Source organism: Variovorax sp. HW608 (assembly GCF_900090195.1).
Lineage (GTDB): Bacteria > Pseudomonadota > Gammaproteobacteria > Burkholderiales > Burkholderiaceae_C > Variovorax.
In genome coordinates, this window is the sequence record NZ_LT607803.1 from 4,788,553 (window position 1) to 4,806,660 (window position 18,108).

19 protein-coding genes are annotated in these 18,108 nt (G+C 68.5%); 13 read left to right on the forward strand and 6 right to left on the reverse strand.

Going from position 1 to position 18,108, the window contains the following annotated elements:
* Positions 1–4 precede the first annotated feature (4 nt).
* Positions 5–1,105, reverse strand: coding sequence for a substrate-binding domain-containing protein (locus tag VAR608DRAFT_RS22625; RefSeq protein WP_088956103.1), 1,101 nt, complete (start codon positions 1,103–1,105; stop codon positions 5–7).
* Positions 1,106–1,229: 124 nt separating this feature from the next.
* Here VAR608DRAFT_RS22625 and VAR608DRAFT_RS22630 point away from each other — a divergent pair, with 124 nt between their 5' ends.
* The 3 genes from VAR608DRAFT_RS22630 (at position 1,230) to VAR608DRAFT_RS22640 (ending at position 3,807) form a co-directional block, all read left to right on the forward strand.
* Positions 1,230–1,979: an ABC transporter permease gene (locus VAR608DRAFT_RS22630; RefSeq protein ID WP_088956104.1), complete on the forward strand. Its 750-nt coding sequence runs from the start codon at positions 1,230–1,232 to the stop codon at positions 1,977–1,979.
* Positions 1,980–2,152: 173 nt separating this feature from the next.
* Positions 2,153–2,860, forward strand: a complete 708-nt coding sequence (locus VAR608DRAFT_RS22635; RefSeq protein WP_088956105.1) for an ABC transporter ATP-binding protein — start codon at positions 2,153–2,155, stop codon at positions 2,858–2,860.
* On the forward strand, positions 2,857–3,807 hold the full coding sequence (locus tag VAR608DRAFT_RS22640; RefSeq protein ID WP_231972929.1) for an extracellular solute-binding protein: 951 nt from the start codon (positions 2,857–2,859) through the stop codon (positions 3,805–3,807). The genes VAR608DRAFT_RS22635 and VAR608DRAFT_RS22640 overlap by 4 nt, the downstream gene beginning before the upstream one ends.
* On the opposite strand, the gene VAR608DRAFT_RS22645 is transcribed toward VAR608DRAFT_RS22640, so the two are convergent.
* Positions 3,786–4,253 (reverse strand): winged helix-turn-helix transcriptional regulator, encoded by a 468-nt coding sequence (locus VAR608DRAFT_RS22645; RefSeq protein ID WP_088956106.1) that lies wholly within the window; start codon positions 4,251–4,253, stop codon positions 3,786–3,788. The genes VAR608DRAFT_RS22640 and VAR608DRAFT_RS22645 overlap by 22 nt on opposite strands.
* 129 nt (positions 4,254–4,382) lie before the next feature.
* On the opposite strand from VAR608DRAFT_RS22645, the gene VAR608DRAFT_RS22650 reads away from it, so the two are divergent.
* Positions 4,383–5,687 carry a D-amino acid dehydrogenase gene (locus tag VAR608DRAFT_RS22650; protein ID WP_088958923.1) on the forward strand — a complete coding sequence of 435 codons (1,305 nt, stop codon included), beginning with the start codon at positions 4,383–4,385 and terminating at the stop codon, positions 5,685–5,687.
* 89 nt (positions 5,688–5,776) lie between these two features.
* Complete coding sequence (locus VAR608DRAFT_RS22655; RefSeq protein WP_088956107.1) at positions 5,777–6,154, forward strand: nuclear transport factor 2 family protein; 378 nt, start codon at positions 5,777–5,779, stop codon at positions 6,152–6,154.
* Here the strand turns inward: VAR608DRAFT_RS22655 and VAR608DRAFT_RS22660 are convergent.
* The 3 genes from VAR608DRAFT_RS22660 to VAR608DRAFT_RS22670 all read right to left on the reverse strand — a co-directional run bounded on the left by VAR608DRAFT_RS22660 (position 6,151) and on the right by VAR608DRAFT_RS22670 (position 8,968).
* Positions 6,151–6,477 carry a thioredoxin family protein gene (locus VAR608DRAFT_RS22660; protein WP_088956108.1) on the reverse strand — a complete coding sequence of 109 codons (327 nt, stop codon included), beginning with the start codon at positions 6,475–6,477 and terminating at the stop codon, positions 6,151–6,153. The genes VAR608DRAFT_RS22655 and VAR608DRAFT_RS22660 overlap by 4 nt on opposite strands.
* Positions 6,478–6,544: 67 nt before the next feature.
* Positions 6,545–7,705 (reverse strand): ABC transporter substrate-binding protein, encoded by a 1,161-nt coding sequence (locus VAR608DRAFT_RS22665; protein ID WP_088956109.1) that lies wholly within the window; start codon positions 7,703–7,705, stop codon positions 6,545–6,547.
* Positions 7,706–7,789: 84 nt separating this feature from the next.
* The gene (locus tag VAR608DRAFT_RS22670; protein WP_088956110.1) at positions 7,790–8,968 is read right to left on the reverse strand and encodes a helix-turn-helix domain-containing protein; all 1,179 of its coding nucleotides are present in this window, start codon (positions 8,966–8,968) and stop codon (positions 7,790–7,792) included.
* Positions 8,969–9,164: 196 nt separating this feature from the next.
* On the opposite strand from VAR608DRAFT_RS22670, the gene VAR608DRAFT_RS22675 reads away from it, so the two are divergent.
* From VAR608DRAFT_RS22675 to VAR608DRAFT_RS22705, 7 genes are all read left to right on the forward strand, one after another.
* Positions 9,165–9,659, forward strand: coding sequence for a (2Fe-2S)-binding protein (locus VAR608DRAFT_RS22675; protein ID WP_088956111.1), 495 nt, complete (start codon positions 9,165–9,167; stop codon positions 9,657–9,659).
* A gap of 11 nt (positions 9,660–9,670) precedes the next feature.
* Complete coding sequence (locus VAR608DRAFT_RS22680) at positions 9,671–12,049, forward strand: xanthine dehydrogenase family protein molybdopterin-binding subunit (protein ID WP_088956112.1); 2,379 nt, start codon at positions 9,671–9,673, stop codon at positions 12,047–12,049.
* Between the two features lie 22 nt (positions 12,050–12,071).
* Complete coding sequence (locus VAR608DRAFT_RS22685; protein WP_088956113.1) at positions 12,072–12,863, forward strand: FAD binding domain-containing protein; 792 nt, start codon at positions 12,072–12,074, stop codon at positions 12,861–12,863.
* 111 nt (positions 12,864–12,974) lie between these two features.
* Entirely contained in the window at positions 12,975–13,907 is a 933-nt protein-coding gene (locus VAR608DRAFT_RS22690) for an AAA family ATPase (RefSeq protein ID WP_088956114.1), read from the forward strand.
* Positions 13,908–13,960: 53 nt separating this feature from the next.
* Positions 13,961–15,109, forward strand: coding sequence for a vWA domain-containing protein (locus VAR608DRAFT_RS22695; protein WP_088958924.1), 1,149 nt, complete (start codon positions 13,961–13,963; stop codon positions 15,107–15,109).
* A 34-nt stretch (positions 15,110–15,143) separates the two neighbouring features.
* Positions 15,144–15,743 (forward strand): CoxG family protein, encoded by a 600-nt coding sequence (locus tag VAR608DRAFT_RS22700; RefSeq protein WP_088956115.1) that lies wholly within the window; start codon positions 15,144–15,146, stop codon positions 15,741–15,743.
* Between the two features lie 14 nt (positions 15,744–15,757).
* Complete coding sequence (locus VAR608DRAFT_RS22705; protein ID WP_088956116.1) at positions 15,758–16,768, forward strand: XdhC family protein; 1,011 nt, start codon at positions 15,758–15,760, stop codon at positions 16,766–16,768.
* 6 nt (positions 16,769–16,774) lie between these two features.
* On the opposite strand, the gene VAR608DRAFT_RS22710 is transcribed toward VAR608DRAFT_RS22705, so the two are convergent.
* The gene (locus VAR608DRAFT_RS22710) at positions 16,775–17,086 is read right to left on the reverse strand and encodes a hypothetical protein (protein WP_157731086.1); all 312 of its coding nucleotides are present in this window, start codon (positions 17,084–17,086) and stop codon (positions 16,775–16,777) included.
* Between VAR608DRAFT_RS22710 and VAR608DRAFT_RS22715 the strand changes: the two genes are divergently transcribed.
* Positions 17,085–18,083: a zinc-dependent alcohol dehydrogenase gene (locus VAR608DRAFT_RS22715; protein ID WP_231972930.1), complete on the forward strand. Its 999-nt coding sequence runs from the start codon at positions 17,085–17,087 to the stop codon at positions 18,081–18,083. The genes VAR608DRAFT_RS22710 and VAR608DRAFT_RS22715 overlap by 2 nt on opposite strands.
* The last annotated feature ends 25 nt before the right edge of the window (positions 18,084–18,108 follow it).

An 18,108-nucleotide genomic window follows, 5' to 3' on the forward strand; every position in this document is an offset into this window, starting at 1 on the left:
GTCCTCATCCCGGCTTCTTCGGCTTGAAGTTCCACCACGGCAACAGCCGGCTCAGCGACTGCACGTTGCCGCTGTCCGCGTTCTCGTAGCCCGGCAGGGTGCCGAGCTGGTGCTGCCAGGCCTTGCCGCGCAGCAGGGTCAAGAGGGCCTGGATCGCGGGCTGGTCCAGCGCCGCCTTGAGGCAGGCGAGGTGGTAGCGCTCGTGCACCAGCGGCACGAAACCCAGGCCCATCGCGCGCGCGGCGGATTCGATGCCGAGACCTGCGTCGGCCTGGCCCGACGCGATCGCGTGCGCGACCGCGGTGTGTGAAGGCTCGCTGTGCACGTAGCCTGCGATCGCGTCCGCATCGAGCCGGTCGCGCTCCAGCAGTTCGTCGAACAGCACGCGCGTGCCGGTGCCGAGCGGGCGGTTCACGTAGCGCACCTGTCGCCCGGCCACGTCGCCCAGATTGCGCAATCCCAGCGGATTGCCGGCCGCGACGATCAGCCCCTGCGTGCGCCGCGCGAAGCCGATCAGCTTGTGCAGGCCGGGCTTGAGCAGCGGCTTGTAGGTGCGCTGCGCGAGCGAACCGTTCGGCGAATGCTCCAGCGTGTGGAAACCGGCCATCACGCAGCGCCCCTGATTCAAGGCACTGATCGCATCGACGCTGCCGGTGAAGCGGATGTCGAGCTGCAGGTGCGCGCTGGCCGCCGCGTGACCGCGAAGGAGGACCAGCGCGTCGTCGTGGCTCGCATGCAGGCTCAGCACGTGCGTGCTGTCGTCGAAGGCGAGCGCGAAGGCGCGTTCGAGGTCGGCATGCAGCGCCTCGATCTGCGGCGCGAGCCGCGCCTGCGCCTGCCGCTCGGCCCACAGCAGCTTGTCGCCGAATTCCGAGAGCTGCGCCGACCGACCCTGCTCGCCCGTGACCAGCGCATGGCCGAGCAGCGCTTCCCAGCGCCTGAGTTCACCCCAGACGTGGCGATACGAAAAGCCCAGCGCGCGCGCCGCCGACGAGATGGAGCCGTGTTCACGCACCGCGTGCAGCAGCTCGATGAGCGGATTGCGGATCAGCGAGCGGCCGCTTCTGCGCGGCGCGATGGCGTAGGAGAGTTCTATTTGGTGCACGGAAGGCGGCTGGAAGCAGGAGCCGCAGGATTATGCAAATGCGATCCATGACTTATGCAAGCGATTGCACAAGTGGCGGTCGCAAATTGCTACACACTGCCCGGCGTTCCGATTTCATTCACGAATGAACACCTTTACAGACAGCGTCGCCGCCGCAGGCCAACTCCTCGTTTCGGGCGACCCGGTGCTGCTGGCGATCGTCGGCCGGTCGCTCGCGGTCAGTGCGACGGCGTGCGCGCTCGCCTGCGGCTTCGGTCTGGTGCTCGGCGCCTGGATCGCGGTCATGCGTTTTTCGGGACGCGCGCTGCTACTGATCGTGCTCAACACGCTGCTCGCGCTGCCTTCCGTGGTGGTCGGGCTGGTGATCTACCTTCTTCTTTCGCGCTCGGGGCCCCTGGGCTTCCTGGGCTGGCTGTTCAGCTTCAAGGCGATGGTGCTCGCGCAGGCGATCCTGGTCCTGCCGGTCGTCACCGCACTGACGCGGCAGACCATCGAAGATGCCGATCGCGCGCACGGCGAACAGCTGCGTTCGCTCGGCGCCGGACCGTTCGCGCGGGCGCTGCTGCTGGTGGCGGACGAGCGCTATGCGCTGGTCACGGTCGTGATCGCCGCCTTCGGCCGCGCGGTGTCCGAGGTCGGCGCGGTGATGATCGTCGGCGGCAACATCGACGGCTTCACGCGCGTGATGACCACCGCCATCGCGCTCGAAACCAGCAAGGGCGATCTGCCGCTGGCGCTCGCGCTCGGCTTCGTCCTGCTGGCGGTGGTGCTGGTGCTCAACCTCGCGATCGCGGCGGTGCGCAACTGGCGCGAGCGTGTCGATGGCGCGGCGGCCGATCCGGCGGTCAGGCGCCATCTGGAGGTGGCATCATGAGCCGCCGGGCCGCCCCAAGGCGAATGCCGCAGCGCTGCTGCGCGGAGGTTGCTCAATGAGCCGCCGGGCCGCCCCAAGGCGAATACCGCAGCGCTGCTGCGCGGAGGTTGCTCAATGAGCCGCCGGGCCGCCCCAAGGCGAATGCCGCAGCGCTGCTGCGCGGAGGTTGCCCAATGAGCGCGTTCGCCAACGTCGAGCCGCTCTTCAGCTTGCACGACATCGATGTGCGATTCGGAAGAGTGCTGGCCCTCTCGGGAACCACGCTGTCGATCCACGCGGGCGAGCGGGTCGCGCTGATCGGCGCCAACGGCAGCGGAAAGAGCACCTTGCTGCGCGTGCTGCACGGGCTGGTGCCGCACTCGCGGGGGGCTTTCGTGAGCCGCGTGCCGCGCCGCCGGCAGGCGATGCTGTTCCAGCGGCCGCACATGCTGCGCGCGAGCGTGCGCAACAACGTCGCGCTCGCGCTCTGGCTGCACGGCGCGCCGTGGCGCAATGCACAGCGGGAGGCGACGGTGGCGCTCGCGCGCGTCGGCCTCGCCGATCTCGTGGACCGCAATGCGCGCACGCTGTCGGGCGGCCAGCAGCAGCGCATGGCGCTGGCGCGCGCCTGGGTGCTGCAGCCGGACGTGCTGCTGCTCGACGAACCCACCGCGAGCCTCGACCCGACCGCCAAGCGCGACGTCGAGGCGCTCATCGCCGATGCGGCGCACGGCCGCACGCTGGTGTTCGCCAGCCACAACCTCGGGCAGGTCAAGCGGCTCGCGAGCCGGGTCGTCTATCTCGAGCACGGCCGGCTGCTCGCCGACCTGCCGGTCCACGATTTCTTCAACGGGCCCTTGCCCCGCGAAGCGCGTCTGTTCGTCAAAGGAGAAGCGCTATGACACTCACCCCCATGCGCCTTCGGCGCTCCCCCTCTCCGGGGGCAATCCCAGCGGCCCGGCAAAGCCGGTTCCGCGGGATTCCCCGGCTTGGCCGCGCCGGTCTCCATGCGTTGATCGCCTCGGGCGCGATCGCTCTTTCGGTGGCGGCGCTGGCCGCGCACGCCGAGACCATCACCATGGCTTCGACCACTTCGACCGAGCAGTCCGGCCTCTTCGGCCATCTGCTGCCGGCGTTCAGGCAGGCCACCGGCATCGACGTGAAGGTGGTCGCGGTCGGCACCGGGCAGGCCATCGACATGGCCAAGCGCGGCGATGCGGACGTGCTCTTCGTCCACGACACCGCGGCCGAGGAGAAGTTTGTCGCCGAAGGCTTCGCGGCCAAGCGCTTCCCGGTGATGTACAACGACTTCGTGCTCATCGGGCCGAAGGACGATCCGGCCGGCACGAAGGGCAGCGACATCGTCGCCGCGCTCGGGAAGATTGCCGCCGCCAACGCAGCCTTCGTGTCGCGCGGCGACAAGAGCGGCACCGACGCCGCCGAGCGCCGCCTGTGGACGCAGGCCGGCCTCGCCGACGCCGGCCAGCCGGTGCCGAACGAGAAGAAGGGCACGGGCTACAAGGAGTGCGGCTGCGGCATGGGCCCGGCGCTCAACATCGCGGCGTCGACCGGCGCCTATCTGCTGGCCGACCGCGGCACCTGGCTGAGCTTCAAGAACCGCGCCGATCTCGCGGTCCTGGTGGAGGGTGACAAGCGCCTCTTCAACCAGTACGGCGTGATGGTCGTGAGCCCGGCCAAGTTCCCGCAGCTCAACAGTGCGGGCGCGCAGAAGTTCGTGGACTGGGTGATTTCGCCCGCGGGCCAGTCGAGCATCGCCGCCTACAAGATCGGCGGCGAACAACTCTTCTTCCCGAACGCGGCAGATCCCTATCGGTCCACCGGCAGGTAGAGGCTTTCCTTGACCTCTTCCATCACCACGTAGCTGCGCGATTCCGCGGTCACGGGCAGCTTCTTCAGCAGGTCGCCCAGCAGGTTGCGGTAGTCGCTCATCGCGCGCAGCCGTGCCTTGATCAGGTAGTCGAAGCCGCCGGACACCAGGTGGCATTCCATGACCTCGGGGATGTGCATCAGCTCCTTGCGCACCTTGTCGAACACGTCGCCCGACTTGGACGACAGCGTGACTTCGACGAAGACCAGCAGAGTCTTGCCGAGGGCCTGCGGGTCGACGCGCGCGTAGTAGCCGGTGATGACGCCTTCGCGTTCCATGCGGCGCACGCGCTCGGAGCAGGGCGACGTCGAGAGGCCGATCTGCTCCGCCAGGTCGGTCATCGAAATGCGCCCCTGGCGCTGCAGGATGTCGAGGATTTTCCGGTCCGTTCGATCGAGCTCGGTCATTTCACTCCTTGGGGCCCCAAAGAGGCCAAAAATCAGCAAAAACAACTGCCGGAGAGGTTGATTTCGGTGGAGTTTATGGCAATGCGAAGAATACGCTTAGCGCATTCCCTGCATTGAATGGATTTTTCGATGAAAGTGATCGTTCTGGGTGGCGGCGTCATCGGTGTCACGACCGCGTACTACCTCGCCAAGGCCGGCGCCGAAGTGACCGTGCTCGACCGCCAGAGCGGCGCCGCGCAGGAAACCAGCTTCGCCAACGCCGGGCAGGTCTCGCCCGGCTATTCGACGCCGTGGGCCGCGCCGGGCATTCCGTTCAAGGCGCTCAAATGGATGTTCCAGAAGCACGCGCCGCTGTCGATCCGTCCGGACGGCACCCTGTTCCAGCTGCGCTGGATGGCGGCGATGCTCAAGAACTGCTCGCCCGACCGCTACGCCGTCAACAAGGAACGGATGATGCGCGTGGCCGAATACAGCCGCGATTGCCTGCGGCAGCTGCGCGCCGAGACCGGCGTGCGCTACGAGCACCGGACGCAGGGCACGCTGCAGCTCTTCCGTACCCAGGCTCAGCTCGACGCGGTGCAGCGCGACGTGGCGGTGCTCGAGGAATGCGGCGTCCCGTACCAGCTGCTCGGTCGAGAGCAGCTCGCGTCCGTCGAACCGGCGCTCGCGCGCACCGGTGATCTGCTGGCCGGCGGCCTGCGCCTGCCGAACGACGAGACCGGCGACTGCAACCTGTTCACCAAGGGCCTGGCCGAGGTGGCGCGCGGGCTCGGCGTTCAATTCCGCTTCGATCAATCGGTCGAGCGTCTCGTCACCGAAGGCGGCCGCATCACCGGCGTGCGCCTGGCCGGCGGCGAGGTGCTCAGCGCCGACCGCTTCGTGCTGGCCTTCGGCAGCTACTCGCGCGATTTCATCGCGCCGCTGGGGCTCGATATCCCGGTGTATCCGGTCAAGGGCTATTCGCTGACCGTGCCGCTGGTCGATCCTTCGCTGGCGCCGCAATCCACGGTGCTCGACGAGACCTACAAGGTGGCTGTCACCCGTTTCGACGACCGCATCCGCGTCGGCGGCATGGCCGAGCTCGGCGGCTTCGACCTGCGGCTGAATCCGCGCCGCCGCGAGACGCTGGAGCGGGTCGTGACCGATCTCTTCCCCGGCGGTGACCTGCCGCGCGCCGAATTCTGGACCGGCCTGCGCCCGATGACACCCGACAGCACGCCGATCATCGGCGCGACGCCGTATGCCAACCTGTTCCTCAACACCGGCCACGGCACGCTGGGGTGGACCATGGCCTGCGGCTCGGGCAAGCTGGTCGCCGACCAGGTGATGGGCCATCGTCCCGACATCCGCACCGATGGCCTCTCGGTCGATCGCTACCTCGCGCCGGCATCCGGCGGGCGCCGCATCGTGCGGCCGGCGGGCGTGCCCGCATAACCTCCCGCGTCATCGACCGGCGGCACTCTCGCGGCGACCATTCCTTCACCCCGCGCTGTTGCGGGTGTTGAACACCGAAAGGATTCGCCATGAACACCGCCACCCCCGATGCCGTCCGGCTCGCCGAGCAATACATCGCCGTCTGGAACGAGACCGACGGCGAGCGCCGGCTGAAGCTGCTCGAAGCGCACTGGACCGACGATGCGCGCTATGTCGATCCGATCGCAGAGGCGAGCGGCCGCACGCAGATCAACGCGCTCGTCGGCGGCGTACACCAGCGCTATCCGGGCTTCCGCTTCGCGCTCAAGGGCCGCGTCGATGGGCACGGCGACCAGCTGCGCTTTTCATGGACGCTCGGCCCGAGCGGCGCCGAGGACCTGATCGAGGGCACGGACTTCGTGCAGCTCGAAGCGGGCAGGCTGCAGACAGTCACCGGCTTTCTCGACAAGGTGCCGGCCGGGGCCTAGAGCTTCGCGCCCGCGGCTTGATCGAGTTCGCGGCGGATGTCCGCCGCGCTGCCGGGCCGCACCACGCGCCCGACTTCGAGGCCGTCGCGCATGAAGACCAGCGTCGGCCAGAGCTTGATCTGGAACGATCGGCCGAGCGGCCGTCCGCTGGCGTCCTCGACCTTGAGATGGCGCAGGTGCCGTGCATCGCGCAGCGCCTCGTTGATCGCGGGCTGCGCGGCCTTGCAGATGCCGCACCAGTTGGCGCCGAACTCGACCACCGTGAGGCCGGGCATCGCGTCCACTTCGGCGCGGGAAGGTTGTTCTGTGGCGTAGGAACTCATCGCCCGATTCTGCTTGAGCGCCCCGGATCGCGCTCGTGAGGCGCCGGCAGCGGGCCGCCCGTGCGAATCAGCTGATCAGCCTTCCGTTGCTGCTGATGACCGCCACGTCCACGAACTGGCTGCCTTCGCGGTTGGTCCTGCCGAAATTGATCTTCACGCCGCCGAGGTCGAAGGCCTCGATGCGTTCCAGCCCCGCGAGCACCGCCGCGCGCGTCGGCGCCGGACCGGCGCGGCGCAGACCCTCGGCCAGCACGGCGGCGTCCATGTAGCCCTCCAGGCTGATCAGCGAAAAGTCCTTCACGCCGCTGGCCAGCATGTCCGCCTGGTAGCGGCGCACGAGCTCGAACTTGGTCGAGTAGGGCGAGGGCACCACGATCGCGAAGCCCACTCCGTGAGCAAGATCGCCCAGCTGGCCCAGGAAGCCGGCCGTGATCGACACGCCATAGGCTTGGCTCATGCAGCCCGCCGCGCGCAGCGCGCGCACGAAGGCGGGCGCCGTACCGCCGAGGCCGACGATGACGACCTGCGGATTGGCCTTGGCGATCGCGCGGGCCGCCGGGTCGACGTCCATGCTGGTGGTGTTCGGGGTGGTGGCGATCACGGCGGGTTCGAGGTTGGCCTTGACCAGCGAGGCCTTGAAGCCCTCCAGCAGCGAAAGCCCGAACGGATCGTTCGCGTGCACGAGACCGATGCGCGACTGGCCGAGCACCGCCGCCGTGGCGATGAGCTTGTCGATTTCCTGGTCGTAGTTGGCGCGCACCCAGAAGGTGTTCGGATTCGCCTTCTTGCGCAGCGCGACCGTGCCGGTGTTCGGCCCCACCACCGCCATGCCGGGGACCGCGTCGCTGACCTCCGCCGTCTGGCGCGTGCCGAGCGGGTGCAGGATGGCCAGCATCGAGCTGTCCGCGGCGAAGGAGAGGGCATTGGCCTTGGCGATGTCGGGCTTGAACTGGTCGTCGGCCATGACCAGCTCGACCTTCGTGCCGTTGATGCCCCCCGCGCGGTTGAGCGCATTGAAATAGGCGCTCGATCCGAGGAAGAGCCCGCATCCGTTGGCCTTCTCGACGCTGCTGTTGTCGAAGGTGGCGCCGATGCGCAGGGTCTTGGCCTGTGCGAAGACCGGCAGTCCGAGGCCGGCGACGGTGGCGGCTCCGGCCAGCCGGCCGATGGCTTGGCGTCGTGTCGGCCTCGGCAACAGGTCGAAGGTCCGGGCCTTGGAATCACTCATGGTCGACGTCCCCAGGGCATGCCGACGATGAGGCACGCAGAAGTTTTTGCAGCCTCTGACAATAGCAACAAAATGTAAACAGGTCTATCCGAACCGGGCTACGTCCCCGGCTTTTCTGTGGCAAACCGCACGAAGGCGCGAGGCTCCCGCGCGCCGGCTGCGGGGGAGCTTGCGGTAGACGGTCGCGCGGCTGATGCCCAGCGCGCGTGCGGCCTCGGCGACATTGCCGCGCGCATCCTCCACCGCCTTGCGGATCAGCGCGGTTTGCATGTCGCGCAGACGCGGCCGACCGCCGGCTTGCGACGACACGGCCGGCCGGCTCGCGAGTTGCGGCCGGACGTGCACGCGCAGCCCGGACCACAGCGGCACTTCGAGCACCGACTCGCCGCGCCGTGCCGCGTCGAAGAGCATCTGCGGCGGCAGCGCGAAGAGGTCGTTGCAGTTCAGCGCGGGCCCGGCGCCCAGGGGCTGGTGCAGCATGTGGCGCGCGGCCGCGTTCGCGCCGATGACCCAGCCGTCGGCGTCGATGCACAGCAGGCCTTCGGCATCGGCGCCCGGCGCGCAGCCCGGCCAGCCGATGCGCAGCCGCAGCGCGCACGGATGGTCCTGCAGCAGCGCGTTCTCGATGCTGCGCGCCGACAGGGCGGCCAGATGGCGCAGCTCGGGCCGCTCGACCACCTGCACGCCGGTCAGGTCCAGCATGCCGATGCATTCGCCGCGCGGACCGAAGAGCGGCGCACCCGCGCAGCTGTAGACGCTGGTGTCGTCGAAGAAATGTTCGCCGCGGTGCAGCCACACCGGCTCGTGCTCGGCCAGCGCCGTGCCGATCGCGGTGGTGCCGACCGCGCGCTCCGACAGGTCGACGCCGATGCGGGCGATGTCGCGCGCATGGCGCGCGGCCGGATCGCTGCCGCCCGGCAGCGCGCCGACGTCGACCACGATGCCGTCCGCATCGGTGAGGATCGCGAAGTAGCGCGTATCGGCGATCGCGCGCGAGAGCCGCTCGATCACCGGCCGCGCCGCCGCGACCAGCGCGCGATTGCGATCCGCGGCGCGCAGCGCGGCCTGCACCGAGACCGGGTCGAAGCTCACGCGCTCCGCGGGCAGCCGCCCGGCCGCGAGGCAGCGCTGCCACGAACGCAGCAGCCAGGAATCGACCCGCGTTCCCTGCGCGGCGGCCGGTTCGCCGTCGATCCACTCTCGCCGTGCCTGGGCGATGGAGATGGAGCGCTCTGGCAGGGGCGAAGCAACGGAGGTGGTCATCGTGGGGGTCCGGCGCCTGACGCGGCACCTGTTCTATTCATGCATCGGCCGGAGGCCGAGCTGTTTCATTTTGAGAATTTCAAGTGCCACGCGCAAGCGGCTAGGGTTTTGCCTAGGGTTGCGGTCAGGTGCGACGTCCAAGATTCATGTGGCCGAAAAACAGCCTTCTCTTACCTTTACGAACGGAGACAGCCACATGCAGGTTTCTTTCACGGTCAACGGCCGCGATGTCACGGTCGACGCGCCCCCCAACACCTTCCTGGTCCAGGCGCTCCGGGAACACCTCCATCTCACCGGCACGCACGTGGGCTGCGACACCGCACAGTGCGGCGCCTGCACGGTCCACGTCAACGGACGCGCGGTGAAGTCCTGCAACGTGCTGGTCGCGCAGGTCGTCGGCGCCAAGGTCACGACGATCGAGGGCGTGGCGCAGCCCGACGGCACCATGCATCCGATGCAGGCGGCGTTCAAGGAGTGCCACGGCCTGCAATGCGGCTTCTGCACGCCGGGCATGGTGATGAGCGCCATCGACCTGTGCACCTTCCACCCCAACGCAAGCGAGACGGAGATCCGCGAACTGCTCGACGGCAACATCTGCCGCTGCACCGGCTACCAGAACATCGTCAAGGCGGTCCAGATGGGCGGCAAGGCGATGACCGAACCTGCCGCCAAGGCCGCGGCCAACGTCTGAGGAGAAAAGTCATGGGTGCATCCGACTTCTCCAGCCTGCCGCACATCGGCGAGGCGCTGCGCCGCAAGGAAGATTACCGCTTCCTCACCGGCGCCGGCCAGTACACCGACGACGTGACCCTGGGCAACCAGGCGTACGCGGTGTTCCTGCGTTCGCCGCGCGCGCACGCGAACATCAAGTCCATCGACACCGCGGCCGCCCTCAAGATGCCCGGCGTGGTCGGCATCCTCACCGGCAAGGACATCGAGGGAAAGATGGGCGGCCTGCCCTGCGGCTGGCTCATCAACAACCCCGACGGCACGCCGATGAAGGAGCCGCCTCATCCGATCCTCGCGACGGACAAGGTGCGCTATGTGGGTGACCACGTCGCCATGGTCGTGGCCGAGACGGTCGAGCAGGCGAAGAACGCCGCCGAGGCGATCGTGGTCGACTACGAAGAGCTGCCCGCGCTGGTCAGCGTGGCCGATGCCGCGAAGAAGCAGAGCGGCGTCGTGATCCACGAGCAGGCGCCGGACAACCAGTGCTACAAGTGGACCATCGGCGACAAGGCGGCGGTCGATGCGGCCTTCGCGAATGCGGCGCACGTCACCAGGCTGGATCTGGTCAACAACCGGCTGGTGCCCAACGCGATCGAGCCGCGCGTCGCCATCGGCAGCTACAACCGCGCGAACGACGAATACACGCTCTACGTCTCCAACCAGAACCCGCATGTCGAGCGCCTGCTCATGACCGCCTTCGTGCTCGGCCTGCCCGAGCACAAGGTGCGGGTGATCGCACCCGATGTGGGCGGCGGCTTCGGCTCGAAGATCTATCTCTATGCGGAGGACGTGGCCCTGACCTGGGGCTCGAAGCAGCTCAACCGCAACATCAAGTGGACGGCGGAGCGCTCGGAATCCTTCCTCTCCGACGCCCACGGCCGCGACCACGTGAGCCATGCCGAGATGGCGATGGATGCCAACGGCAAGTTCCTCGCCCTGCGCGTGCACACCGACGCGAACCTGGGCAGCTACCTGTCGACCTTCTCGACCGCGATACCGACCATCCTCTACGCGACGCTGCTCGCGGGGCAGTACGCCACGCCGCAGATCTACGTCGAAGTCGATGCCTGGTTCACCAACACCGCGCCGGTCGATGCCTACCGCGGCGCGGGCCGGCCCGAGGCCACCTACTTGCTCGAACGGCTCGTCTCGCGCTGCGCGTGGGAGATGAACCTCGGCCAGGACGAGATCCGCAAGCGCAACTTCATCACCAGCTTCCCCTACCAGACGCCGGTCGCGCTGCAGTACGACACGGGCGATTTCCACGCCTGCATGGACAAGGCCAGGACGCTGGCCGACGTGGCCGGCTTCGGCCAGCGCAAGTCGGCGAGCGAGGCCAAGGGCAAGCTGCGCGGCATCGGCTATTCGAGCTACATCGAAGCCTGCGGCATCGCGCCGTCGAACATCGCGGGCGCGCTCGGTGCGCGCGCGGGCCTGTTCGAGTGCGGCGAGATCCGCGTGCATCCGACCGGCAGCGTGACGGTGTTCACCGGCTCGCACAGCCACGGCCAGGGCCATGAGACCACCTTCGCGCAGGTGGTGGCCGCGCGCCTGGGCATCCCGGTCGAATCGGTGGACGTGGTGCACGGCGACACCGGCCGTGTGCCCTTCGGCATGGGCACCTACGGCTCGCGCTCGATCTCGGTCGGCGGCGCGGCGATCATGAAGGCGCTCGACAAGATCGAGGCCAAGGCCAAGAAGATCGCGGCGCACCTGATGGAAGCGAGCGATGCCGACGTCGACTTCGCCAACGGCGAGTTCACCGTCAAGGGCACCGACAAGAAGATCCCCTTCGGGCAGGTCGCGCTGACCGCCTACGTGCCGCACAACTACCCGCTCGACAAGCTCGAGCCGGGGCTCGACGAAACCGCGTTCTACGACCCGACGAACTTCACCTTCCCGGGCGGCACCTACATCTGCGAGGTCGAGGTCGACAAGGAGACCGGCGAAGTGCGGGTCGACCGTTTCACCGCCGTCGACGACTTCGGCACGATCATCAATCCGATGATCGTGGAAGGACAGGTGCTCGGCGGCCTCGTGCAGGGCATCGGTCAGGCCTTGATGGAAAACTGCGTCTACGACAAGGAGAGCGGCCAGCTCCTCACGGGCAGCTTCATGGACTACGCCATGCCGCGCGCCGACGACTTCCCGATGTTCAAGCTCGACACCGTGTGCACCCCGTGCACGCACAACCCGCTGGGCACCAAGGGCTGCGGCGAGGCGGGCGCGATCGGTTCGCCGCCGGCGGTGATCAACGCCGTGCTCGATGCGCTCGCGCCGCTCGGCGTCAAGGACTTCGACATGCCGGCATCGCCCTTCCGCGTGTGGGAAGCGATGCAGAAGCAAGCCTGAACACGAGAAAGGTCAGAACACCATGTACGCCTTCACCCTCGAACGTCCCACGACCCTGGCCGATGCGGTCAAGCTCGCTGCGGCCGGCGCCAAGCCGCTCGCCGGCGGCCAGACCCTGCTGGCCTCGATGAAGCTGCGCCTTTCCGCCCCCGAGCAACTGGCCGACCTGAGCGGCGTCAAGGAACTCGCCGGCATCAGCAAGTCGGGCGATGCACTCGTGATCGGCGCGATGACGCGCCATCTCGATGTCGCGAACAACGCCGACGTCAAGGCCGCCTTCCCGGCGCTCGCATGGCTCGCCGATCACATCGGCGACCGGCAGGTGCGCGCCATGGGCACCATCGGCGGATCGGTCGCCAACAACGACCCGGCCGCCTGCTACCCGAGCGCGGTGCTCGCGGCCGGGGCGACGGTGGTCACCACCCAGCGCGAGATCGCGGCCGACGACTTCTTCCAGGGCCTCTTTACCACCGCGCTCACCGACGGCGAGCTCATCAAGGCGATCCGCTTCCCGATCCCGAAGCGCGCCGCCTACGAGAAGCTGCGCCAGAAGGCCTCGAACTTCCCGCTCGTGGGTGTGTTCGTCGCGCAGTTCGACAGCGGCGTGCGCGTGGCGGTCACGGGCGCGGGCAACGGCGTGTTCCGGCATGCGGGGCTCGAGCAGGCGCTCGGCAAGGCCTTCACGCCGGAGTCGGCGGCGACGGTGAAGATCGATTCGAGCGATCTCAACACCGACCTGCATGCTTCCGCCGCCTACCGCGCGAACCTCATTGGCGTCTTGACGCAGCGCGCAGTCGCAAAAGCTCTCGGGTAAAAAGCCTTCCGACAGCCGCTTCGTCGTGCGCCGTTGTGCGCGGCAAATGGCTGCGGGGCGAACCATTCCCCGCAGCCCGCGCGCAACGCCAAGAGCCCTTAAGCTGCCGAGATGACCGATCACGACACCCCCCCGGCGGCTTCGCCGTTCTCTTCCATCGACGCCGTCGTGCAGGCGCTGCAGGGCGCCGGCTATTACGCCGACCGGCGGCTCGCCACGGCGGTGTTCCTGGCGCTCAAGCTGCAGCGCCCGCTGCTGCTCGAAGGCGAGCCCGGTGTCGGCAAGACCGAGCTGGCCAAGGCGCTGTCGACCGCGCTCAAGCGCGAGCTGCTGCGGCTTCAGTGCTACGACGGCCTCGAACAGCGCGAGGCGCTCTACGAGTGGAACTACGCCGCGCAGCTGCTGCACATGCGCGCGGCCGAGGCGCAGGGCATCTCGACCGACGTGGAATCGGAGGTCTACCAGCCGCGCTACCTGATCCGCCGCCCGCTGCTGCAGGCCCTGCAGGCGTCCGCGCCCGGCGCGGTGCTGCTGATCGATGAAGTCGATCGCGCGGACGAGCCCTTCGAGGCCTTCCTGCTGGAGTACCTCGGCGAATACCAGGTCAGCATCCCGGAACTCGGCACCGTGCGGGCCCTGGTCCCGCCGGTCACGATCCTGACCAGCAACCGAACGCGCGAGCTCAACGACGCGGTCAAGCGCCGCTGCCTCTATCACTGGCTCGACTATCCGGAGCGCGAGCGCGAGCTCGCGATCGTGCGCGCGCAGGTGCCGCAAGCCAGCGCCGCGCTGTCCGCGCAGATCGCGAACTTCGTCGGCCGCCTGCGCAGCACGCCGTTCGCGAGTGCGTTCCAGCGCGGGCCGGGCATCGCCGAAAGCGTCGAATGGGCGAAGGCGCTGGTGGCGCTCGACACCATCGAGCTCGACCCCGAGATCGTGGTCGACACCGCGGGCATCCTGTTCAAGCAGCGCGACGACGTCGCGACGCTGACCCATGCGATGGCAACGGATCTCCTCAAGCCCGAGGAGGAGGCCGCGCCTTGAACGAAACTGTCCATCAGCTCGGCGACGCGCGCCGCGGCAAGCTGGCGGGCAACATGCTGGGCTTCGGCCGCGCACTGCGCCGCGCCGGCGTGCGGACCGATTCGATGCGCATCGCGCTCGCCGCCGAGGCCGCGACGCTGGTGGGGGTCGAGAACCGCCTCGATCTCGCCGCCGCGATGGAGGCCGTGATGATCAGCCGCGAGGAAGACCGGCTGGTGTTCCGCGAACTCTTCGATGCGTGGTTTCGCGACCCCGAGCTGGCCAACAAGCTGCTCGCGCAGATGCTGCCGAGCGCCGAGGGCAAGGCGGAGCCCTCCAAACGCCGGCCGCGGGTGCGCGAAGCGCTGGCGCCTCCGCGCGATGGCGCACGCGCGGCGCAGAACGAACGCGAAGTCGATTTCGACGCCGCGATGACCGCGAGCGACCGCACCCGTCTTCACCACGCCGATTTCAACGCGCTCGGCGCGGCGGAATACCGCCTCGTCGAACGCCTGGCACGCGACATCGCGCTACCGATCCCGACGCTGCCGGCGCGGCGGCTGCGCGTCACCGGCGACGCGGGCGCGCACTCGCGCATGCACTGGCCCGGCGTGCTGCACGAGGCGGCACGCACCGGCGGCGAGATCCTGCGCCTGCCGCGATGGGCACGGCGCAAGGAGCCGCTGCCGCTCCTGGTGCTGGTCGACGTGTCGGGCTCGATGGAGCGCTATGCGCGCTTGCTGCTCGCCTTTCTGCACGCCGCGACGCGGCGCTCGGGCCGGCGCGACGTCTTCGCCTTCGGCACGCACCTGACCGACCTCACGCCCGCCTTCCGGCTCGCCGATACCGACTCGATGCTTGCCGCCGCGAGCGAGGCCATCGACGACTTCGCCGGTGGCACGCGGCTCGGCGAATCGCTGGTCGAGCTGCACCGCCGCCATGCGCGCCGGCTGACCGGCCGTCGCACGCTGGTGCTGGTGATCAGCGACGGGCTCGACACCGGCGAGCCCGAGATCTTGGACAACGAATTGCAGTGGCTCAAGCGCCATTCGCGCCGCGTGTTGTGGCTGAACCCGCTGCTGCGCTTCGAAGGCTACGCACCCCTTGCGCGCGGTGCGGCCATGCTGCACCGCCATGCAGACGCGATGCTGGCGGTCCACAATCTCAGCGCTCTGGAACAACTCGCTGCAAGCCTCGCCGCCCTCATGCGGTCGAGCCGCTGAGCAGCAACACCGACAACCACAAGGAAGATTCATCATGGAAATGCTCGGCAACCGCAAGCTCGGGATCACGCAGCAACAGGCCTGGGACGCGCTGAACGACCCGGAGACGCTGAAGAAGTGCATCCCCGGCTGCGACCGCTTCGAGTTGACCGGCGACAACGAATACAGCGTCGGGCTGGCGGTCAAGATCGGCCCGGTCTCGGCCAAGTTCAACGGCAAGGTCACGCTGTCGGACATCCAGTCGCCCGACAGCTACAGGCTCAGCTTCGAAGGGCAGGGCGGCGTGGCGGGCTTTGCCAAGGGCTCGTCGGGCGTGTCGCTCAAGCCCGGGGGCGATGGCGCGGAAGGCTGCGAACTCGACTATACGGTGCAGGCGCAGGTCGGCGGCAAGATCGCGCAGCTCGGGCAGCGGCTGATCGACGGCGCGGCCAAGTCCACCGCCGACGATTTCTTCAAGCGCTTCGAAGCCGAGATGCAGAGTCGCTACGGCCCGCCGCCGGCCGAAACGCCGGCCGAAGGCGAGGCCGCGCCGGCCGAGAAGAAGGGCGCGATGGCCGGCTTCATGCAGAAGCTGGGCTTTCGCAAGAAGGACAATGCCGAGGAAGACGGCACGGCGGAAAAGCCGGCTGACTGAAAGAGGCTTAAGCCATGGAAAACCTCGATGTGATGGTGCTTCGCGCGCTGCGTGACTGGCGACTCGCCGGCCGCCGTGCGCTGCTGTCGACGGTGGTGCGCACCTGGGGTTCGTCGCCGCGCCCGATCGGATCGATCATGGCGATGGCGGAAGACGGTGCGGTGGTCGGCTCGGTATCGGGCGGCTGCATCGAAGACGACCTGATCGCGCGCTACACCCGCGCGCACGGCGACGGTGCGATGCCCACCGGCAAGCCGGCCTTCGTCAAGTACGGCGTCACCGCCGATGAAGCGCACCGCTTCGGCCTGCCTTGCGGCGGCACGCTCGAACTGCTGCTCGAATACGACCCCGATCCCGCATCGATCGAGACGCTGGTGGCGGCGCTCGAACGCGGGCGGCTCATGCAGCGCACGGTGACGCTCGCCGACGGGTCGGTGAAGCTGGCCGAGGCGTCATCGCCCGCGGAGCTGAGCGTCAACGACGTGGAGCTCGTCAACACCTTCGGCCCCGAGTACCGCATGCTGTTGATCGGCGCCGGCCAGCTCGCCGAATACCTCGCGACCATGGCGCAGTTCAGCGGCTTTGCGGTCACGCTGTGCGACCCGCGCACCGAATACCAGACCTCGTGGAACGTGCCCGGCGTGACCACCACCACCGAGATGCCCGATGACGCGGTGGTCGCCTTCAAGCCCGATCGCCGCAGTTGCGTGGTCGCGCTCACGCACGACCCGAAGCTCGATGACCTCGCCTTGCTGGAGGCCTTGCAGAGCGAGGCGTTCTATGTCGGCGCGATCGGCTCGCGCCGCAATGCCGAGGCGCGGCGCGATCGCATGATCGAGCACTTCGACCAGACCGAGGCCTCCCTGGCACGCCTGCGCGGGCCGATCGGCATCTACATCGGCAGCAAGACGCCGCCGGAGATCGCGGTGAGCGTGATGGCGGAAATCCTCGCGGTCAAGAATGCGGTGCAGTTGCCGCGCGAAGCGGCAGTCGCGATCGCGAAGGCGGCCGCGGCGGCGGTCTGAGCCGCTTCAGCGGCGCGAGTCCATCAGAGTGCCGAGGAAGGTGGTGTCGCGGCCCATCGATCGGCGCGTCTCCTTGGATTCGAGCGATTCGCTGCGGGACATCGAGAACAGGAACAGACAGGCAATGATCGCGACGCACACGCCGACAGCAATGAGCAGACCGGCCAGCGAACCGAAATAGAAGGCCAGTGCGAGAAGGCCGAAGTTGGCGAGAAGGACGATGGCGCGCATGGACCCACAGGCTATCAGAGAACGGTGACGCGAATGGCCCGCTGCGCTGAGGAAAAACACTGAACACTTAATGCTGCTGCGCGCCATGCCGACATCCCCATCCCACGACATTCCGGGTGGCTCCAGGGCTTGCTGGATCGAGGCGCCCGGCCGCGCGGTAATCCGCGCCGCAACGGTGCCCGCGCCGGCAGCCGGCCAGGTGCAGGTCCGGGCGCTTCACTCCGCGGTCAGTCGTGGCACCGAGATGCTGGTGTTTCGCGGCGAGGTGCCGAAGGCCGAGTTCCAGCGAATGCGCGCGCCGTTCCAGGAAGGCGATTTCCCGGCGCCGGTGAAATACGGCTATGCGAGTGTCGGCACGGTCGAGGCGGGGCCGCAGGCGCTGAAGGGCCGCGACGTGTTCTGCCTGCATCCCCACCAGACGCGCTACGTCGTTCCGGTGGATGCGGTCCATGTGCTGCCCGAGGGGCTCCCCCCAGCGCGCGCGGTGCTCGCCGCCAACATGGAGACCGCCGTGAACGCCCTCTGGGATGCGGCGCCGCGCGTGGGCGATCGCGTGGCGGTGGTGGGTGGCGGCGTGGTCGGGCTGCTGGTGGCCTGGCTCGCGGGCCGCATGCCGGGTTGCAGGGTGGAACTCGTCGACGTGCGTGCATCGCGGCGTGCGGTGGCCGAGGCGCTCGGTGTCGGTTTCTCGACGCCGCAAGAGGCGACGCCCGATGCGGACCTGGTGGTGCACGCCAGCGGCCATCCGCAAGGCCTCGTCACCGCCTTGGGGCTCGCGGCCTTCGAGGCATCGGTCATCGAGATGAGCTGGTACGGCGCGCGCGATGTGCCGCTGCCGCTGGGCGAAGCCTTTCATTCGCGCAGGCTCACGCTCAGGAGCTCGCAGGTCGGCCATGTCGCGACGGCCCAGCGCGCGCGGTGGGATCGCGGTCGACGGATGGCGCTGGCCCTCTCGCTGCTGCGCGATCCGGTGCTCGACGCGCTGATCACCGACAGCGCGCCTTTCGATGAATTGCCCGCGGTGCTCGAACGCCTTTCCAGCGGCGCCCCCGACACGCTGTGCCAGCGCATCGACTATTGCTGAATCGTTCTTCGCTTCCGAAAGGCCT

Coding starts and splice junctions, on each gene's coding strand:
- VAR608DRAFT_RS22700 (WP_088956115.1), top strand. CDS start 15,144: ATGGAAATGCTCGGCAACCGCAAGCTCGGGATCACGCAGCAACAGGCC.
- VAR608DRAFT_RS22670 (WP_088956110.1), bottom strand. CDS start 8,968: ATGACCACCTCCGTTGCTTCGCCCCTGCCAGAGCGCTCCATCTCCATC.
- VAR608DRAFT_RS22645 (WP_088956106.1), bottom strand. CDS start 4,253: ATGACCGAGCTCGATCGAACGGACCGGAAAATCCTCGACATCCTGCAG.
- VAR608DRAFT_RS22635 (WP_088956105.1), top strand. CDS start 2,153: ATGAGCGCGTTCGCCAACGTCGAGCCGCTCTTCAGCTTGCACGACATC.
- VAR608DRAFT_RS22680 (WP_088956112.1), top strand. CDS start 9,671: ATGGGTGCATCCGACTTCTCCAGCCTGCCGCACATCGGCGAGGCGCTG.
- VAR608DRAFT_RS22685 (WP_088956113.1), top strand. CDS start 12,072: ATGTACGCCTTCACCCTCGAACGTCCCACGACCCTGGCCGATGCGGTC.
- VAR608DRAFT_RS22705 (WP_088956116.1), top strand. CDS start 15,758: ATGGAAAACCTCGATGTGATGGTGCTTCGCGCGCTGCGTGACTGGCGA.
- VAR608DRAFT_RS22710 (WP_157731086.1), bottom strand. CDS start 17,086: ATGGCGCGCAGCAGCATTAAGTGTTCAGTGTTTTTCCTCAGCGCAGCG.
- VAR608DRAFT_RS22660 (WP_088956108.1), bottom strand. CDS start 6,477: ATGAGTTCCTACGCCACAGAACAACCTTCCCGCGCCGAAGTGGACGCG.
- VAR608DRAFT_RS22715 (WP_231972930.1), top strand. CDS start 17,085: ATGCCGACATCCCCATCCCACGACATTCCGGGTGGCTCCAGGGCTTGC.
- VAR608DRAFT_RS22690 (WP_088956114.1), top strand. CDS start 12,975: ATGACCGATCACGACACCCCCCCGGCGGCTTCGCCGTTCTCTTCCATC.
- VAR608DRAFT_RS22695 (WP_088958924.1), top strand. CDS start 13,961: ATGCTGGGCTTCGGCCGCGCACTGCGCCGCGCCGGCGTGCGGACCGAT.
- VAR608DRAFT_RS22630 (WP_088956104.1), top strand. CDS start 1,230: ATGAACACCTTTACAGACAGCGTCGCCGCCGCAGGCCAACTCCTCGTT.
- VAR608DRAFT_RS22665 (WP_088956109.1), bottom strand. CDS start 7,705: ATGAGTGATTCCAAGGCCCGGACCTTCGACCTGTTGCCGAGGCCGACA.
- VAR608DRAFT_RS22655 (WP_088956107.1), top strand. CDS start 5,777: ATGAACACCGCCACCCCCGATGCCGTCCGGCTCGCCGAGCAATACATC.
- VAR608DRAFT_RS22650 (WP_088958923.1), top strand. CDS start 4,383: ATGAAAGTGATCGTTCTGGGTGGCGGCGTCATCGGTGTCACGACCGCG.
- VAR608DRAFT_RS22675 (WP_088956111.1), top strand. CDS start 9,165: ATGCAGGTTTCTTTCACGGTCAACGGCCGCGATGTCACGGTCGACGCG.
- VAR608DRAFT_RS22640 (WP_231972929.1), top strand. CDS start 2,857: ATGACACTCACCCCCATGCGCCTTCGGCGCTCCCCCTCTCCGGGGGCA.